16 protein-coding genes and 1 riboswitch are annotated in these 17,697 nt (G+C 40.2%); of the genes, 1 reads left to right on the forward strand and 15 read right to left on the reverse strand.

Going from position 1 to position 17,697, the window contains the following annotated elements:
- Nucleotides 1–279: 279 nt before the first annotated feature.
- The 5 genes from ACFOU2_RS06290 to ACFOU2_RS06310 form a co-directional block, all read right to left on the reverse strand.
- On the reverse strand, nt 280–456 hold the full coding sequence (locus ACFOU2_RS06290) for a helix-turn-helix domain-containing protein (RefSeq protein WP_377913268.1): 177 nt from the start codon (nt 454–456) through the stop codon (nt 280–282).
- Nucleotides 457–688: 232 nt separating this feature from the next.
- Complete coding sequence (locus ACFOU2_RS06295) at nt 689–1,153, reverse strand: acyl-CoA thioesterase (RefSeq protein ID WP_377913270.1); 465 nt, start codon at nt 1,151–1,153, stop codon at nt 689–691.
- A 103-nt stretch (nt 1,154–1,256) separates the two neighbouring features.
- Nucleotides 1,257–2,018: a succinate dehydrogenase iron-sulfur subunit gene (gene sdhB / locus ACFOU2_RS06300; protein WP_377913614.1), complete on the reverse strand. Its 762-nt coding sequence runs from the start codon at nt 2,016–2,018 to the stop codon at nt 1,257–1,259.
- A gap of 15 nt (nt 2,019–2,033) precedes the next feature.
- Complete coding sequence (gene sdhA, locus ACFOU2_RS06305; RefSeq protein ID WP_377913272.1) at nt 2,034–3,830, reverse strand: succinate dehydrogenase flavoprotein subunit; 1,797 nt, start codon at nt 3,828–3,830, stop codon at nt 2,034–2,036.
- Between the two features lie 31 nt (nt 3,831–3,861).
- Entirely contained in the window at nt 3,862–4,470 is a 609-nt protein-coding gene (locus ACFOU2_RS06310) for a succinate dehydrogenase cytochrome b558 subunit (protein ID WP_377913274.1), read from the reverse strand.
- A 490-nt stretch (nt 4,471–4,960) separates the two neighbouring features.
- On the opposite strand from ACFOU2_RS06310, the gene ACFOU2_RS06315 reads away from it, so the two are divergent.
- Entirely contained in the window at nt 4,961–5,410 is a 450-nt protein-coding gene (locus ACFOU2_RS06315) for a YslB family protein (protein WP_377913276.1), read from the forward strand.
- A 176-nt stretch (nt 5,411–5,586) separates the two neighbouring features.
- Here the strand turns inward: ACFOU2_RS06315 and dapA are convergent, their stop codons facing one another.
- The 10 genes from dapA to ACFOU2_RS06365 all read right to left on the reverse strand — a co-directional run bounded on the left by dapA (nt 5,587) and on the right by ACFOU2_RS06365 (nt 17,485).
- A complete protein-coding gene (dapA, locus tag ACFOU2_RS06320; protein WP_377913278.1) occupies nt 5,587–6,459 on the reverse strand; it encodes a 4-hydroxy-tetrahydrodipicolinate synthase in 873 nt (290 codons plus the stop codon).
- A 48-nt stretch (nt 6,460–6,507) separates the two neighbouring features.
- Nucleotides 6,508–7,740 (reverse strand): aspartate kinase, encoded by a 1,233-nt coding sequence (locus ACFOU2_RS06325; protein ID WP_377913280.1) that lies wholly within the window; start codon nt 7,738–7,740, stop codon nt 6,508–6,510.
- 205 nt (nt 7,741–7,945) lie between these two features.
- Nucleotides 7,946–8,125, reverse strand: a riboswitch (Lysine riboswitch).
- A gap of 71 nt (nt 8,126–8,196) precedes the next feature.
- Entirely contained in the window at nt 8,197–9,969 is a 1,773-nt protein-coding gene (uvrC, locus tag ACFOU2_RS06330) for an excinuclease ABC subunit UvrC (RefSeq protein ID WP_377913282.1), read from the reverse strand.
- 17 nt (nt 9,970–9,986) lie between these two features.
- Complete coding sequence (locus ACFOU2_RS06335; protein ID WP_377913284.1) at nt 9,987–11,444, reverse strand: nucleoporin-interacting protein; 1,458 nt, start codon at nt 11,442–11,444, stop codon at nt 9,987–9,989.
- A 54-nt stretch (nt 11,445–11,498) separates the two neighbouring features.
- Nucleotides 11,499–12,443 carry an FTR1 family iron permease gene (locus tag ACFOU2_RS06340; protein WP_377913286.1) on the reverse strand — a complete coding sequence of 315 codons (945 nt, stop codon included), beginning with the start codon at nt 12,441–12,443 and terminating at the stop codon, nt 11,499–11,501.
- 31 nt (nt 12,444–12,474) lie between these two features.
- A complete protein-coding gene (locus ACFOU2_RS06345) occupies nt 12,475–13,233 on the reverse strand; it encodes a hypothetical protein (RefSeq protein ID WP_377913288.1) in 759 nt (252 codons plus the stop codon).
- A gap of 170 nt (nt 13,234–13,403) precedes the next feature.
- Nucleotides 13,404–14,147 carry a glycosyltransferase family 2 protein gene (locus ACFOU2_RS06350; protein ID WP_377913290.1) on the reverse strand — a complete coding sequence of 248 codons (744 nt, stop codon included), beginning with the start codon at nt 14,145–14,147 and terminating at the stop codon, nt 13,404–13,406.
- Nucleotides 14,144–15,610 carry an alkaline phosphatase family protein gene (locus ACFOU2_RS06355; RefSeq protein ID WP_377913292.1) on the reverse strand — a complete coding sequence of 489 codons (1,467 nt, stop codon included), beginning with the start codon at nt 15,608–15,610 and terminating at the stop codon, nt 14,144–14,146. The genes ACFOU2_RS06350 and ACFOU2_RS06355 overlap by 4 nt, the downstream gene beginning before the upstream one ends.
- Nucleotides 15,607–16,551, reverse strand: coding sequence for a lysylphosphatidylglycerol synthase transmembrane domain-containing protein (locus ACFOU2_RS06360; RefSeq protein WP_377913294.1), 945 nt, complete (start codon nt 16,549–16,551; stop codon nt 15,607–15,609). The genes ACFOU2_RS06355 and ACFOU2_RS06360 overlap by 4 nt, the downstream gene beginning before the upstream one ends.
- Complete coding sequence (locus tag ACFOU2_RS06365; RefSeq protein ID WP_377913296.1) at nt 16,538–17,485, reverse strand: NAD-dependent epimerase/dehydratase family protein; 948 nt, start codon at nt 17,483–17,485, stop codon at nt 16,538–16,540. The genes ACFOU2_RS06360 and ACFOU2_RS06365 overlap by 14 nt, the downstream gene beginning before the upstream one ends.
- Nucleotides 17,486–17,697: the final 212 nt, after the last annotated feature.

Genomic DNA, 17,697 nt, shown 5'->3' on the forward strand with positions numbered 1-17,697 from the left:
TTGAACTACTCCCACTTAGCTAACGCTTGAAGTGAGAGATTCCTGCGAACACTAGTGTATCCACCAGTTTCTTAGCAGGCTACCCTCGTAGTCCCTACGATTGATACGAAATTCGTATGGTCTTGCCGTCTTGTTTTTGGTTTTTTGACACTTGGTTTTCGTGCCACAAGTTTACTGGTTTCTTCTTTTTGCGACTTTCGAATGGTATAGGCGAACGACAGCCACCAGACAAGTTCTATTTACTTTTGCTTCTGTAGATAATAAAGAAAATTCTTTCCTTTACATCAGTTTGCAATCACTACGCATTACATTCGAGATGTGGTTTCGAACTGTTTTCTCACTAATGAATAGATCACTCGCGATTTCTTTTGTTGTTTTGTCTTGTACTAACAATTCGAAAACTTCTCGTTCTCTTTTCGTAAGTAACGGCTTTGGTTGAAAATCTTTCTCCTTCAATGTAACCCTCCTTGCCTGATTCAGAGTTGAACTATCGGATGGGTATAAATTTAGTCACCATATCTTATGTAAAAATGCCTCAAGCGGTTACTCGTGTTAGGAAGTTAGGCTCTATTGAAGAAAAAAATTTTTCGTCTTCCTTAACGTGCAGCAAGATTCCCAATTCAAGCAGCAGTAATTGGAGGATAACTGTCCATTAGAGCCCGTTTGCAGGGTAGTGGAGACATTAGCCTCACTTTATTTCGGCTGTTTGCGAAAGGCATTGCTTCATCTCTTCCGTCCATGGAATCGATTTACCTGTTTTTTTTGAAATCTGAACCATTGTTCCTCTTCCGGCTAAACAAAGTTCCCCCTGTCCGTTTTTTATCATGTAATGCAGATCCACAGATGAATTGCCTATTTTATTTGCTTTAACGTAGATTTCCAATTTTTCATCAAAGAAAATTTGTTTGATAAAATCACATTGTAAGTCTGCTACAACAGGCATCGCTTCATAAAGGGGATTGGTCCACTCTGCCATAAACCCTAATCGTTGAAAAAAGTGAATTCTCGCTGCTTCAAAATAAATAAACGGAACCGTATTGTTTAAATGACCAAACATATCGGTTTCGGAAAAACGCACGCGTGTTTCATAATACACATCATCAAAAGAAGACTTCCATTCTTCTAAATTATGAATATAGCTAATTTTCCCCATCTTTTCCACCCTTGTTTCCCATGAATTTTTTATATGAAACGGGCCGTCACAGAAACCCTTCACTTTAGTGGATTTCATATGACGGCCCATTTTATCAGGCTGATTATACTTGGTCGCTTCCAAAGAAATTACGGAATGATTGAATCGCTGTATCTCGGTTTAATGCCGCGATCGATGTTGTTAATGGAATACCTTTTGGACATGACTGCACACAGTTTTGAGAGTTACCGCAGTTCGCGAGTCCACCGTCTCCCATGATGGCATCTAAACGCTCACCTTTGTTCATCGCTCCTGTTGGATGTGCGTTGAATAAGCGGACTTGAGATAACGGCGCAGGGCCGATGAAGTTAGACTTGTCGTTTACGTTTGGACATGATTCAAGGCAAACGCCGCATGTCATACACTTTGATAACTCATATGCCCATTGACGTTTCTTTTCAGGCATACGAGGGCCTGGTCCAAGGTCGTATGTTCCATCGATTGGAACCCATGCTTTAACACGTTTTAACGCATCGAACATACGGCTGCGGTCTACTTGCAGGTCACGAACAACCGGGAATGTTTTCATTGGCTGCAGGCGAATCGGCTGCTCCAGCTTATCAACAAGCGCTGTACAGGATTGGCGCGGCTTACCGTTAATGACCATTGAACACGCACCGCACACTTCTTCTAAGCAGTTCATATCCCATGTAATAGGGGTTGTTTTATTTCCTCTTGCGTCAACAGGGTTACGTCTGATTTCCATGAGCGCCGAAATGACGTTCATATTCGGACGATAGGGGATTTCGAACTCTTGTTCATAAGGAGTTCCATCTGGTCCATCTTGACGAGTGATAATGAATTTGATCGTTTTTTGTTCAACCATAGTCGTACTCACGGCTTAACGAACCCCCTCTTCTTTTTTCTCTGGTGCTGCTTTCTTTTCATTTTTTTTCTTTGTATAGTCACGTTTACGAGGTTTAATTAATGAAACATCTACATCTTCATAATGGAAAGCCGGCGCTGATTTATCGCCTGTGAAGCTTGCCATTGTTGTTTTTAACCATTCTTCATCGTTACGATCCGGGAAGTCTGGTTTGTAGTGGGCACCACGGCTTTCGTTGCGGTTGTAAGCGCCCAATGTCACAACACGCGCTAATTCAAGCATATTTTTCAATTGTCTTGTAAATGTCGCTCCCTGGTTGCTCCACTTCGCTGTATCGTTAATGTTGATGTTATCAAAACGCTCCATAAGCTCTTGGATTTTTTCATCTGTTTTCAACAATTTATCATTATAACGAACAACCGTTACGTTATCTGTCATCCACTCTCCAAGCTCTTTATGAAGAACATACGCATTCTCGCTGCCATCTAAAGACATGATGCGATTCCATTTTTCTTGTTCTCGTTGCACATAACCGTCATATAAACTTGATGGCAGCGCATCTGCACTCTTTTCCAAACCGTTGATATATCGAACTGCGTTAGGGCCCGCTATCATACCGCCGTAGATAGCAGATAACAATGAGTTGGCTCCTAAACGGTTCGCTCCGTGTTGAGAATAATCACACTCACCAGCTGCGAAGAGACCTGGAATGTTGGTCATCTGATCATAATCGACCCATAAACCGCCCATTGAGTAGTGAACAGCCGGGAAGATTTTCATCGGTACTTTACGAGGATCGTCTCCCATGAACTTTTCATAAATTTCGATAATTCCACCCAGTTTAATATCCAACTCTTTCGGATCTTTATGGGAAAGGTCAAGATAAACCATGTTTTCGCCATTGATACCTAGTTTTTGATCCACACAAACGTGGAAGATTTCACGTGTTGCGATATCACGAGGCACAAGGTTTCCGTATGCCGGATATTTTTCCTCTAAGAAATACCAAGGTTTTCCATCTTTATATGTCCAAACGCGTCCGCCTTCTCCACGGGCTGATTCACTCATCAAACGCAGTTTGTCATCCCCGGGAATGGCTGTTGGGTGGATTTGGATAAACTCACCGTTCGCATAATAAACACCTTGCTGGTAGACGATTGATGCTGCTGAACCTGTATTGATCACAGAGTTTGTTGACTTACCAAAGATGATACCAGGTCCTCCGGTAGCCATAATGACGGCATCAGCTGGGAATGATTGAATTTCCATGGTTGTGAGATTTTGAGCAACCACACCACGGCAGATGCGATCATCGTCTATAATAACCCCTAAGAACTCCCAACCTTCATACTTCGTTACAAGGCCTGCAACCTCATGACGGCGAACTTGCTCATCTAATGCATAAAGTAACTGTTGTCCTGTCGTTGCACCCGCAAATGCAGTACGGTGGTGCTGTGTACCGCCGAAACGACGGAAATCGAGCAATCCTTCAGGAGTACGATTAAACATTACTCCCATGCGGTCTAATAAGTGAATAATTCCTGGTGCTGCCTCACACATCGCTTTTACAGGCGGTTGATTCGCTAAAAAGTCTCCACCATAAACCGTATCATCAAAGTGCTCCCAAGGAGAGTCGCCTTCCCCTTTTGTATTGACCGCACCATTGATACCGCCTTGAGCACATACTGAGTGAGAACGTTTTACGGGAACAAGTGAAAATAAATCAACTTGCTTTCCTGCTTCCGCAATTTTAATTGTGGCCATTAGCCCTGCTAAACCGCCGCCAACGACGATAACTCTCCCTTTACTCATCGTAACCCCACTCCTTTAAAACTGGATCAAATTATGCAAACGCTAAAATGGCACGTACACCGACGAATGCCAATACTACAAAAACTCCTAATGTCACATATGTTGAAATTCTTTGAGAACGAGGAGTTACCGTAAGTCCCCAGCTTACTGCAAATGACCATAATCCATTCGCAAAATGGAATACAGTTGATAGGATTCCAACAATATAGAACGCTAACATAGCAGGATTGTCTACGATATTAGCCATCATTTCGTAATCAACATGTGCGCCGAAGAATACTTGAATTCTTGTCTCCCATACGTGCCATGCTACGAAAATTAATGTAATAACACCTGAAACACGCTGCAATAAAAACATCCAATTTCGGAAATAGCTATAATTGCTCACATTGTTCTTAGCCGTAAATGCAATGTAAAGCCCATAAATTGCATGGAATAAGAGCGGTAAGAAAATGATAAATGTTTCTAGTGCTAAGCGGAAGGGTAAACCCTCCATAAAGCCTGCAGCTTTATTAAACGCTTCGGGCCCTCTTGTCGCAAAGTTGTTCACTACTAAGTGCTGGATAAGGAAGATCCCTACCGGAATGACACCTAACAATGAATGCAGCCTGCGGTTGAAAAACTCCTTGTTTGTTGCCATACATTAAACCCCCTTTGATAAATGAACGAATTTTGGAAAAATTACAAGATTCCCCATCCATCTTAATAGATTAATAGGTCGACAAAAAATGAAAACCTTTGCATTTTTTATCGAATAAATGTGACAAATTTATTGTACTCCCATCTACTATACCCGTCAAGGAACCAAGGCATAAATGTTGTATAAAATAAGAACAATAAACAATCTTCAATAAATGACATTATTTGGTTAATAAATGAATAAAAATGCATTCTTATAAATAAAAAATCTATCTGTAAATGCATTTTACATCTATATTTAATTAAGTGTTCATATGTCATTTTTTGGTGAATAAAAACTTTATAAACAAGAAAAGCGGGGAAAGCTTATTCATGCTCACAGCTGGACAAATCCAACACACAACCGATGCTTTCTTGTCTTTTCGCAAAAAAAGGGGTGAGACAACCATCACCTTCATATATAATATAAGCTATAGAAAGAGGGGAAGAAATTGAACAACTTATCGATACAACATGAAGAAACTTTAGATGAACAAATTTTTCCTTATTTTGGTTATAACCTGATCCGTGACGTCTTACTGCCAGATTTACTCGGCAATGAATCCCACCAAATCTTATATTGGTCTGGAAAAAGTCTGGCTCGAAAATACCCTTTAGAGCAAATACAAGATGTTATGGCTTTTTTCCTGCAAGCAGGTTGGGGTACCCTTACTCTTAGCGAAGAAAAACGTCGTGAGTTGGAATTCATTCTATCGGGTGATATTGTGACAAAGAGAATCCAAAATAATCCGAATGCTTCCTTCCACTTAGAGGCAGGCTTTATCGCCGAGCAAATTCAATTTCAAAGAAGTTGTACGGCTGAATCAATCTTAGAATTAAAAGCTAAACAAAACAAAGTTCTTATTACGGTAAAATGGGATAAAAAAGATATCATCGAATAGAGTCATCCTCCTGAAAGGGCCCGTCATGAAAATCCAGCAAAATCAGAGGATTCCGTGACGGGTCCTTTCAGTAAAGATCAACTTTTGTCATTGATTAGAGACTTATGGGACAGCCCCCATTATTCGTTTAGAAAACTAAAAATCGGTCTCTCAAGGGGCCTCGCTTTTTACTGATTTCAAATGGATTGAAGAACATCTGTTAACGCAATGCACTCTTGCTCAGATAACGGAACAAGCGGTAAACGGACAGAGCCTACATCTAATCCTTTTAACTGTAAAGCTGTTTTCACAGGCGTTGGGCTTGGCGCCGCAAATAGCGCCTTCATGATCGGCAGCAGCTTTTGATGTGCCTTCGCGGCTTTTGCTAATTCGCCGTTTTCAAAACCTTTGATCATCTCTTGCATTTCATTGCCGATGATATGAGAGGCCACCGATATAATTCCATTACCGCCAATCGCCAATACGGGCAATGTCAAAGCATCATCGCCGCTGTATAACGCAAAACCCTCATCTGTGTTAGCAATGATTTCAGTCATCGCATCAAGGTCACCGCTTGCTTCTTTAACGGCTACAACATTTGGAAGTTTAGATAGCTTTATAACCGTCTCGGCAGCAATATTTGTGACAGCACGCCCCGGAACGTTATAAAGCATGACAGGCAGGGATGTGCTTTCGGCAATCGTTTTAAAGTGTTGATAAAGTCCTTCCTGGTTTGGCTTATTATAGTATGGTGCCACCAGCATAATGGCATCCACACCGGTTTCTTCCGCTTTTTTTGTCAATTCGATGGAGGCATATGTGTTATTGCTTCCCGTACCCGCAATAACAGGTACTCGTCCGTCTACAACTTCTGCAACATGGCGAAATAAAGCTAATTTTTCTTCTGTTGATAAAGTAGGAGATTCACCGGTTGTTCCTGCAATCACCAATGAATCGGTGCCGTTTTCAATTAAATAATTGACAAGCTTGGTTGTTTTAGGAAAATCGATATTTCCTTTATGGTCAAAAGGTGTAACCATAGCAGTTGACACTTTTCCAAAATTAATCATATTTCCACTCCTTCATAACAATCCCCGTCTTTTGACGAGATGATCTTATTATTTTGCGCCTGCCATTTCTGCATCCAATTGGAAAGCTTGGTGAAGCACTTCTACTGCCCGCACCATCTCTGCTTGATTCACCACTGTTGAAATTTTAATCTCGGATGTGCTGACCATTTTCACTTCAACTTTTTCTCCTGCCAATACTTCAAACATGTCTGCGGCCACGCCTGGATTAGAAACCATTCCTGAACCGACAATCGATACTTTGGCTAACCCGCTTTCGTGCTCAATGCGTTCATACCCTAATGTGTCTGCATATTGTGAAAGTACATCTACTGTTTTCTGTAAATCGTCCGTCTTGACAGAGAATGAGATGGAAGGTTCACCGGATGATATGATGCTTTGAATAATAATGTCCACATTAATTTGATGCTTGGCCAATGTAGTAAAGATAGTGGGTAGTGTATGTAGTTGATCTTCCATTCCCACTACTGTCACGCGCGATACGTTATCTTCAAATGCAATCCCTCTTACAATTAAATTTTGCTCCATTGATGCTTCCTCCTCCACGATTGTTCCTCGCTCCAATTCCATGCTTGAACGCACTTCAAGCGAAACATGATAGTTTTTTGCAAGTTCAACAGCACGGGGATGCAAAACTCCCGCCCCTAGGTTCGCTAATTCTAACATCTCATCATAAGAAATAGATTGTAACTTTCTTGCTGTTTTGACATAACGGGGATCTGTCGTAAATACACCTGTTACATCTGTGTAAATATCGCATTTATCGGCTTGTAAAGCGGCGGCTAATGCCACAGCTGTTGTATCGGACCCTCCCCGTCCCAATGTGGTAATCTCTTTATCTGCTGTGATTCCCTGAAATCCTGCCACTACTACGATTCGACCTTCGTTCAACAAACCTTGGACACGCTCTGTTTGAATATGTTCGATTCTTGCATTACCGTGTATCGCTTCTGTCTGGATTCCTGCTTGCCAGCCTGTAAGGGATACGGCCTCATATCCTTTTTCCTTTAATGCCATACATAGCAAGGAAATCGTCATTTGCTCTCCTGTTGCCATCAGCATATCCATTTCTCTCTTGCTAGGACTCACGGATATCTGCTTTGCGAGGGAAACAAGTTCATCCGTTGTTTTTCCCATCGCCGAAACGACTACCACCACTTGATTTCCTTGCTGTATTTCCGCAATGACGCGATTGGCTACATTTTGAATGCGCTCAACAGAACCGACTGATGTACCGCCAAATTTTTGAACAATTAATGCCATACTGGACCATCCTTTACTATTCATTTTTCATATAGGCTTTTCAAATGATAGGTTTTCTCAAGGTAAAAAGTATTGGTTGAGACCAATTTTGAAAATAAAGCTGTTTTAGGAACCCGTTTACATCCTCTTTAAAAAACAAAAAAGCAATGAGATAGAAAACTATCCCATTGCTTAATATGAACAAATAGTAAAATTAAGTTCCGCAACGTGAGATAGCTCTCCAAGGTTTCATTTACCTTGACAGTCCTACATTTCTTCAATGCAAAACCAGCAAAAGCAGCAATGAGGCTGCCTTTGCTTCGGCGAATTTTCCTTTCCATCATGTTCACCGGAGCTCACTCTCCTCCCATGATTTACTCTTAAAATTCGCACCTCTATCTTCACTTCAACGTAATGAAGTGTTAAATCAATATGAAATTATTTACATCATAACAAACTTTTTGGGCTCTGACAACCCTAACTTTGCAATTTCTCAAAAATAGCTTCTGCCACATTTCTCGGAATATCGGCTTCTTGTATCTCTTCTATCGTAGCTTCTTTCAAACGTTTAACAGAGCCAAAATGTTTGAGCAGCGCTTTTTTTCGTTTTTCCCCCACGCCTGGAATGTTATCGAGGACAGACTGGAACGCAGATTTAGAACGAACTTGGCGATGGAACGTAATCGCAAATCGGTGCACCTCATCTTGAATGCGCTGCAACAAATAAAACTCCTGGCTGTTTCGCTCCAATGTGATAATTTCCGCTGGTTGTCCCATGATCAAATTAGAAGTACGGTGCTTCTCATCTTTCACAAGTCCTGCGGTCGGAATGAACAAGCCCAATTCATTTTCCAATACGTCCTCAACAGCAGCTAAATGTCCTTTCCCGCCGTCCACAATAATTAGATCCGGAAGAGGTAAATTGTCTTTTAGAACACGGCTGTATCTTCTTCGAACCACTTCGCGCATGGATTCATAATCATCCGGTCCCTCTACTGACCTAATTTTATATTTACGGTACTCCTTTTTGGCCGGTTTGCCATCGATGAACACAATCATGGCGGAGACCGGATCGGTTCCTTGAATATTGGAGTTATCAAATGCTTCAATACGCAGAGGAGCCGCAATACCAAGCTGTTCACCCAAGCTTTCTACCGCCTTAATCGTTCTTTCTTCATCCCGTTCAATCAAAAAGAATTTTTCTTGAAGAGCAATTTTAGCGTTTTTACATGCTAACTCTACTAGCTCTTTTTTCTTTCCGCGCTTCGGATGGTGAACATTGACCTCTAACAATTGCTCGACAAGCGAAGCGTCAATCGTATATGGCAATAAAATCTCTTTTGGCTTAAAATGATTATTTTGGTTGTAAAACTGACCAATAAACGTTAAAAAGTCCTCTTCCGGCTCATTATAAAACGGAAACATAGACACATCACGTTCAATCAATTTTCCCTGACGGATGAAAAAGACTTGGACACACATCCACCCTTTATCATAGGAGTAACCGAACACATCCCGGTCAACAAAATCCCCCAGCATCATCTTTTGTTTCTCAATAGTGGCTTCGATATGGGCTATTTGATCCCGGTATTCCTTTGCCCGTTCAAAGTCCAGCTCTTCGGAAGCCTTCATCATTTTTTCCGTCAGCTCTTCTTTTACCTGCTGATAGCCGCCATTTAAAAAGCGGCTAATGTCATCAATAATTTTCTTGTTTTGCTCTGCCGAAATGTCCTTCACACATGGGGCCATACATTGGCCGATATGATAATACAAACACACCCGGTCCGGAAGTGTCGAACATTTCCTTAATGGATAAATGCGATCCAGCAGCTTTTTCGTTTCATTTGCCGCCTGTGCATTTGGATACGGACCGAAATACTTTCCGTTATCCTTTTTGACTTTTCGTGTAATAATGAGACGCGGATGCTTTTCACCCGTAATTTTAATGAACGGATAGCTCTTATCATCCTTTAACATAACATTATATTTAGGGTCATGCTTTTTAATCAAATTCATCTCTAAAATAAGAGCCTCAATATCGGAAGAGGTAACAATATACTCAAAATCCACAATCTCATTCACAAGACGCAACGTTTTCCCGTCATGGCTTCCCGTGAAATATGAGCGTACCCGGTTTTTTAACACTTTTGCTTTTCCGACATAAATGACCGTTCCATATCGGTCCTTCATCAAATAACAGCCAGGCTGATCTGGTAAGATAGCCAGCTTTTCTTTTAAGTGATTATTCATTTCAATCACTCCAATTATTAGTCTATCCATTTATATAGGGTAATTTCCCCATATACCGGATCTGATAATTTACTTGATTTATATTTTCGTACTTTTTTCACCCTATTTTCAATGTTAATTCCTTGTTCTGCAAACCCTTTTAAAACATGGTCAGTAAGATAAATTGTAGCATGTTTATAATTCGATTTTCCCTGTAAAAAAATGTTAAAACGATAGACCTCTTGATGAGGAAAATTCACCTGCAGGTAATTTAGTACTCTCGTTTCTTCCCACGTATATAAAACAAACTCTTCACGTTTATCTTCCAAATCGTACGCTAACTGGTAAGTTGCCGGTAAAGAGTCAGATTGCTTTTTCATGTCCACTGCGCCAATCGTAATTTGCACCGTTAAAACAACTGTTGCAAACACCATCTTTTTTAATGTAAGCTCCGTTCTCCAGAAATAGCTCCACAAATAAAACAGAATGATGGCCGCAACCGGTATAACATGACGCGGTTTATCAATATTTTGCCCAAACAGGGCCCATATAAAATAGACGATGCCCATCATTGCTAACCATGCATCCGCTTTAAGAGTAAGCCGTTTTAAATAGATAAAGAAAAGGAGAAGAGTATATAAAAATAGGATAAGAAATGATTGACTACAAATACCGGTCCAAATAATATTGTAAAAAATCAACGTCAGGGCTCTTTGTAAAAAAGAGTGATCATCCGTAGCGGCTGTTCCTCCCCACTCGTGAAAGTGTCCATTGGTAAAAGAAAGAGCCAGTTTAAAAAAGCTAATAACTCCTCCCTCTGAGGCCATAACAGCGAATAACCAGATTAATTGAAAAAAAACAGCAAAAGAACAAAGGATAAATAGTCTTTTCCAACTCTTCAATATCTTCCATTCATGCCACCATAAAAGCAAAATTCCGCTTACAAACGGTAAATAAGATAAGCGAATTCCGAGTACAATGCTAAATAAAAACAATGGAATAATTTGAAATAAAAATTTTCGATTTTCCTTCGCTAAATGGAGAGACCAACCATACCACCAGAATGCGGCCATGGCTGCCCCTTCTGACATCGGCTGCGTAACAATGAGCAGCATATAGCTTGACGATTGAATTAAAGCCGTTGTTAGCCAAGCTTGACTAAAAGTTTGATACCTCTTTGCTAATAAATAGATGGGAACTGTTGCTGAAAGCATCATTATACTATTAAAGATGGCTAATGCTTGAGCCGGATTATTTACAAACTGATTGACAAATGTCCCGCCAAGAATAAAATAAGGATAACCTGGAAAATGAGGCTGCATTGCCAATAAATCGTAACGTTTCAATGCTAATGCAAAATCAACCTGGTCCCATGAAGCTGCATATGGACTAGCATAACTCAATTGAAAGTAATAAATCAAAAAAAGGGCACAAAAGCCAATTATAATCGATAAACGGAATGTACATCCCTTGTTTTTAAAAAATTCTCCTAACATATACCTCGTCTCCTGTATAGATAAAAAAGTACAAGACATTATGCCTTGTACTTTTTAAATAATATTTTTTGTTTGGGATTCAAGCGTCTGTACATTCTGATCTTTTTTTTGTTTAGTTTCTGCCTTTGAAGGTTGCTTTCCTGCATTTTTTGTATTAATCAATAAGTAAATGACAACAAAGTATCCAAGATAAACAATGACCTCTTCAATTGAAGGCATAGATGAGTAACCAAACAATGCTTTTAAGAAAATCCCTATATCACCGGATAAAATCGGTGCTTCTCCATTATCCCGAAGGTAATGATCATAATCAATCGGATGCTCGGGTAAAAACCAAGTCAAATCATATACATGAGGCATAACACTGCCAATAATATTTAAATCTTGCAGCATGGAGATTCCCTGAACGAGCAGGCCTGCCGCTATTAAAATGATAAACGTACCTGTCACCTTAAAAAATGTTTTAAGCGGCACACGCATTGTACCTTTAAAGAAGAAATAGCTTACTACTGATGCAATAAGCACTCCTGTAATAGCACCCCATCCTTGCATGGCAGCACCGATGTTTCCACCTGTAATCGCTGCAAAGAAAAATACGGTTTCTACCCCTTCGCGCAGCACGACTAAAAACGAGTGAATAACCATTCCAATGATATTGCCTGTCGAGATAAATTGGTCCATTTTTCCTTCCATGTTGCTTTTCAAGTCTCTGCTATGTTTAGCCATCCAAAAAACCATTTGCGTGAGCAAAATAGAAGAAATAAGGATAATACTAATTTTTAAATACATTTCACTTCCCATTGCAGCAAATCCTGTGAAAACCACCTGAAATAACATGGCTACTCCGATGCTTGCTAAAACAGCAAGACCAGCGCCTGCCCACACGTATTTTGTATATTTTTGATGGTTTACCCGTTTTAAATATGTCGTAATAATTCCGACAATCAATAGGGCTTCCAATACTTCGCGAAATGTAATCAACAGGGCTTGAATTTCCATTTTTTATTCTCCCCTCCCCGCATAGAAATCTTTATTTTCTCTTTTTAACAATTGAGTATACGACAATCATGATGATAACGGCGACAATTACAATAATTGGAATCCAGTTCTTTATTTTTGAAAGATCCGTCCAATCCTTTTTCGCTGTATTCTCCTCTGTTGCACTCTCTGAAAAATGCCCTACTTTTAAGCTTTTCAACTTAAATTCTTTTTGCAGGGATGTAAGAATGGCATCTTTGCTCTCTTTAAATGCCTCAATATCTTCTTCTCTGTTGCCTACCCCGAACAGCCCAGGGTTACCGAGCGATTGTAAGGCCTTATCAAATTCTGCTCTGATTTGTCGATCCAATTCCTGATTCTTACCTTGAACAACCGGAGATAAGGCTTCATATGTAGCAAATGCTTTCGCTATAAGCCGTTTACTTGTATCATACTCTTTAAAGTTTTTTTCAATGCTTTCTAAACGACGCGCGATATTCAAAACAAGAATTTTCTCCATGTCTTGAATAACTGCCTTACTGTCTTCATTTTTTAGATCCTTCAAGACCGTTTCCGATGGCTCTGTTCCCATGTGCTTATCAAGCTCTTCTTTTACAGTTTCAAACACTGCCTTTGCTTCATCAAACTTCGGCGGATTATTATTTAACTTTGTAACCATTTCCTTATATACTTCAGCTACTTTTTCTTCATTCGGATCACCATATGAATAGGCCGCCACTTGTAAGGTGTTAATATTAATAATGAATATTAGCATTAAATAAAATAAGAATAGTTTTCTCAATTTTTTCATTTTTTTACCCCCACAATGATAATGATAATAATTATCAATAATGTTGTCAATAACAGCATGCAAAAAAAGTTGGACCATAAAGAGAACCTCTATGATCCAACCTTCTATAACGAAATCACACAAACTGAGATTTCTATCATAAACAGACATTCCTCAAAATTTCATCCCATTTAATCGTGTACCAATAAGTGGGCGTCTTTCACGATTTCCGCTCTGGAAACGGGGGTGCTCATTTCTTTTACAATGGCCGGAATGACAGAGGTCATGTAAGCATGGAATTTAATGAACGATTTACCGGTTTTCCGAACTTGATATCGAATAGGAATTTCTTTCATACGGAATCCCTTACGTACAAGATTTAGTGTCAAAACTTGCGCATAGTTATAGTCATGAATAATTTCCGCATGTTCCATAGCCTGCCTTGTAAAAGCTCTCATCCCCGACTGTCCGTCATGAATCCACATCCTAAGTAAAATAGACTGTAAAAGAGTGAAACAATAATTCCCTAAGCGTCGGTGAATTTTCATGCCATCAATGGTTCCTAAGAAACGAGAACCCATTGTATAATCAGCTTCTCCCTGAAAAATAGGGACCAATATGTCAGGAATTTGTTCAGGTGGATATTCGTTATCGGCATCAATCATCACTCCAATATCAGCCCCCAGCTTCACACATTCCGTTAAACCGAGTCTTACCGCTGCTCCCAGTCCATGATTGTGCTTATTTTGAACGATGAAATCAGCACCTGCCTTTTTCGCCGCTTCCACCGTCCCGTCGGTCGAGCCGTCATCAACGACCAGAACCTTCACTTCCACCCGCGGATGAAAATCTCTTGGAACCCGCCTAATTACCTCTCCAATTGCTTCCTCTTCATTATGGGCAGGCAAAAATACGATTACTTGCTGCTTCCTCAATTTTGTTCTTCCTTTCTAATTGCCTCTGTTAACACAGGACCGCGGCTATGGTTCGGATATGGTGCTCCAAGTAAATAGGCGATAGTCGGAGCCACAGATACTAAGCTTTGTTTTTCATTCACAACATGTCCCTTTTTAATATGAGGCCCATGCATAAAGAACGGAACATATCTTTCTCCTTCATCCAAATGGCCGTGCCCTCCGATCCCATCAGCCTGACCATGATCGGCACAAACAATTAAGGTCGTATTGTTCATTTTTCCTTTTTCAGTGAGCCACTCCACATATTCTTTCAGCAGGGCATCTGCTTCCTCAATCTTTTGAATATACTCATCATACAGCACACCGCGGCTGTGTCCGGTTTGATCTGTGCTGATCAACTGTACAACAAGCAGATCAGGGTCTTGCTCACTCATAATATTTTTGGCTCTCTCGATAATGTTCCGGTCCGCCACATCGTTATGCATAACCGCTGTGACTGTTTCGACGTCATCTCCCATCGAATCTACCAAATGGGCAATCCCTAATAATCTACCTTTTTTGTTTACTTTTCTGAGAGCATCAAAAATGCTTTCGACTTTAATGCCGAGCTTCCACACCATATTGGACGTAATCCCGTGTTCAAAGGGATACGTTCCCGTAAACATCGACGTAAAGCAGACAACCGTCCTGGCCGGATATAGAGTCTCCATTTGTGAAAAGTCCGTTCCGTTGCGGCGAAGCTCGTCCAGAAAAGGCGTATTGGCTTCCTCAAAACGTTCCTTACGCATCCCATCGATGACCAGCACAACGACCTTCTCACTGAGAGGTTTTTCAGGCTGGACATTGTTGGTGTATGTCGGAATGACTTTTGGTTTCCAATCAAATAAATTGCGGTGCAAAATAAAAGAGAAGACAAAAATAAACAAATAAAAGCCTAACAGTCTCAGCCACTCATCACTGCCGGCATTCATTTCCCCATTGTTAAAAGTATGTAGATAATAGGTCCAAATCGATAAAACCAAAAGAAATTTAGGCATTTGCTCTTGGGCATTCCCACTCGTTGAATCACTGTTTTTTAAGACAAGTTTCCAAAAACGTGTGAAGTTCAGCCATGAAGTTCCAATGCGAAGATGGTAATAAAGGGTCCCCCAAAAGAACACGGTAAAGAAAAAATAAAGTCCCAAGGCAAAAAGCCACAATGAAATAGGGGCCTCTTTCCAAATAACTAAATAGATAATGAACGGAATCCATAAATAATTTCGTAAAAACAATGGAAAATCATAAATGAAGTACATAGTTAAAAGCGGCACGACCAATAAAAAACTGAGGCCTAAAGCCTGCAAAAAGTGGGTGCTTCCCAATTGTGACACGCAAAAAAGCAACATGGTACCTGTCACAAAAATAGGAGTAAAAGGCTTTCCTTCATTCAGCAAGTTCCAGCACCTTGCTGCCACTTTTTCAAAACTGGATGCTTGTTTCATGACTGTTTCTCCCCTTTCTTTCTCATCCACAGTCGTAATTGACTTACTGTAATGGGCATGAAAAGCAAGGCGATGATGCCTGCTGCATAAGAATAGATAAACTTATAAGCATGGCTCGTCAACGCAATAATATAGCTGTCTTCCAAAGGCAGTTTGATCAAAGTGAGCGCCCCGCTCATGATCGTCTCGTATGTAGCAATACCTCCCGGTGTAATCTGAAATACTTGACCGCCTATTGTCATGCTGTTAACCCATACACTCTCCACCGCAGATAATGAGCAACCGATCACATTTGCGATACTATACACGACAACTCCTTCGCTAATCCAGCTCAACCATATCAATACTAACAGAAAAGGAAACTGTTTCGTCAACACGCTTTCTCTTAACAGTCCAAATTGTCTCCTTCCTAAATGGCGGGCTTTTTTGAGTCCAACGAATAATGCCAAACAAAAACAAAGACCCAGTCCAAAAAGAAGAGAAAAAGGAACAACGAAAAATCGGATATAACCCGCTACTAGATAAAGTCCAATGGCTGCTATTCCGATTAAAGAAAGCATGTCAAACAGTCTCATCATCACAACAGAATGAATGGCCTCATCGATTGCGATATTTTTATTTTTGTTTCGTATGATGCCAATGCGCACCATGTCACCCGCTTTTACAGGAAATAAATGGTTGATCGCCAAACTGTAAAAAAGAGAGACAACAGCGCTTGAGAGGGTAATTTTCCCTTTCATATACATCTTCCACGCAATGGCTCTTAACAAAAAAGCTAGTGTATAAAAAAAGGTCATCAGAAAAAGCCATTGGGGATGATTCCATAGCGAATGAAGCGAAAAGTGTAATTTTGACCAATCAAACGCTTCAAGTGATATGTAACAAAAGGCTAAAACCAGTAAGATGCCAACAATGAAGATAATCTTTTTAATAAGCTTCATACGCTTTAAACCATTCAATGGTCCGGCGAATACCTTCTTCGATGGTTACCTGAGGTTTATATCCTAACAATTTGTTCGCCTTTGAAATATCAGCCCATGTATGATTGACATCCCCTGCCCGTTTTCCTTTTTGGATCGATTTCAGCTTTGGAAAATGATCGGTTAAAATGGACACAAGCTGCTCAATTGCGACAGGGTATGAAGAACCTAAGTTAAAAATCTCGGTTTCATGCTCATGATACATTGAAGCTTCTATTCCGTTAATAATATCTTCAATGTACGTATAATCTCTTGTTGTATGAGTACCGTACAATGGGATTTCCTGGTCTTTTAGCGCCTTCTTAATGAACTTGGCCATCGCCATATCAGGTCTTCCCCATGGACCATAAACCGTAAAGAAACGTAAAATCGTTAATTGAAAACCGTACAAATGTTGATAGGCCTGGCAAAAAGATTCAGCGCTATATTTGGCAGCGGCATACGGGGAAACAACTTGACCTGTTGCCATTTCTTCTTTTACCGGTCCCCCATGCTGATTGCCATATACGGATGAAGAAGATGCGAATAGAACGTGCTTTGTTCCTGTTTCCCCCGCTGCTTTTAATGCGTTGATCGTCGCTTTAATATCATAATCAACGTATTCTAAAGGTTGCTTTAAAGAAGGCGCCACTCCCGGAATGGCTGCCAAATGAACGACAGCTTCGGGTTTAAGCTCCTTAAACAGCTGCATTGTTTTTTCTTCATCCAATAAATTTAGTTGATAAAAAGAAAAGTTGCCTGCTTCCTCAATAAAAAAAAGTTGTCTTTTCTTTCGTTCAATTGAATAGTAAGGGTGAAGCATATCGACCACCGTCACTTCGTGGCCTTTTTCAATAAAACGCCTGCTCAAGTGGCATCCGATAAAGCCCGCCCCCCCTGTTATTAATACCTTCACGGTCGACACCTCTTTGTTGCATCAAAAATAAACTCATAATCTTTATGGTATCTTTTCATCATCATTTATGCAATTTCCAAATCATTGTAACAGGAAAAAAGCCGCAATGATGCGGCTTTTTTTACTAATGTTTGTCAAGACCGATGTTAATGCTTACTATCATTGACTCATTCGTACGAATGGCTGTTTTGGACTAAAATCAATGTTAAGCT

Source organism: Bacillus songklensis, assembly GCF_042649685.1.
Taxonomy (GTDB): domain Bacteria; phylum Bacillota; class Bacilli; order Bacillales; family Bacillaceae_H; genus Bacillus_BA; species Bacillus_BA songklensis.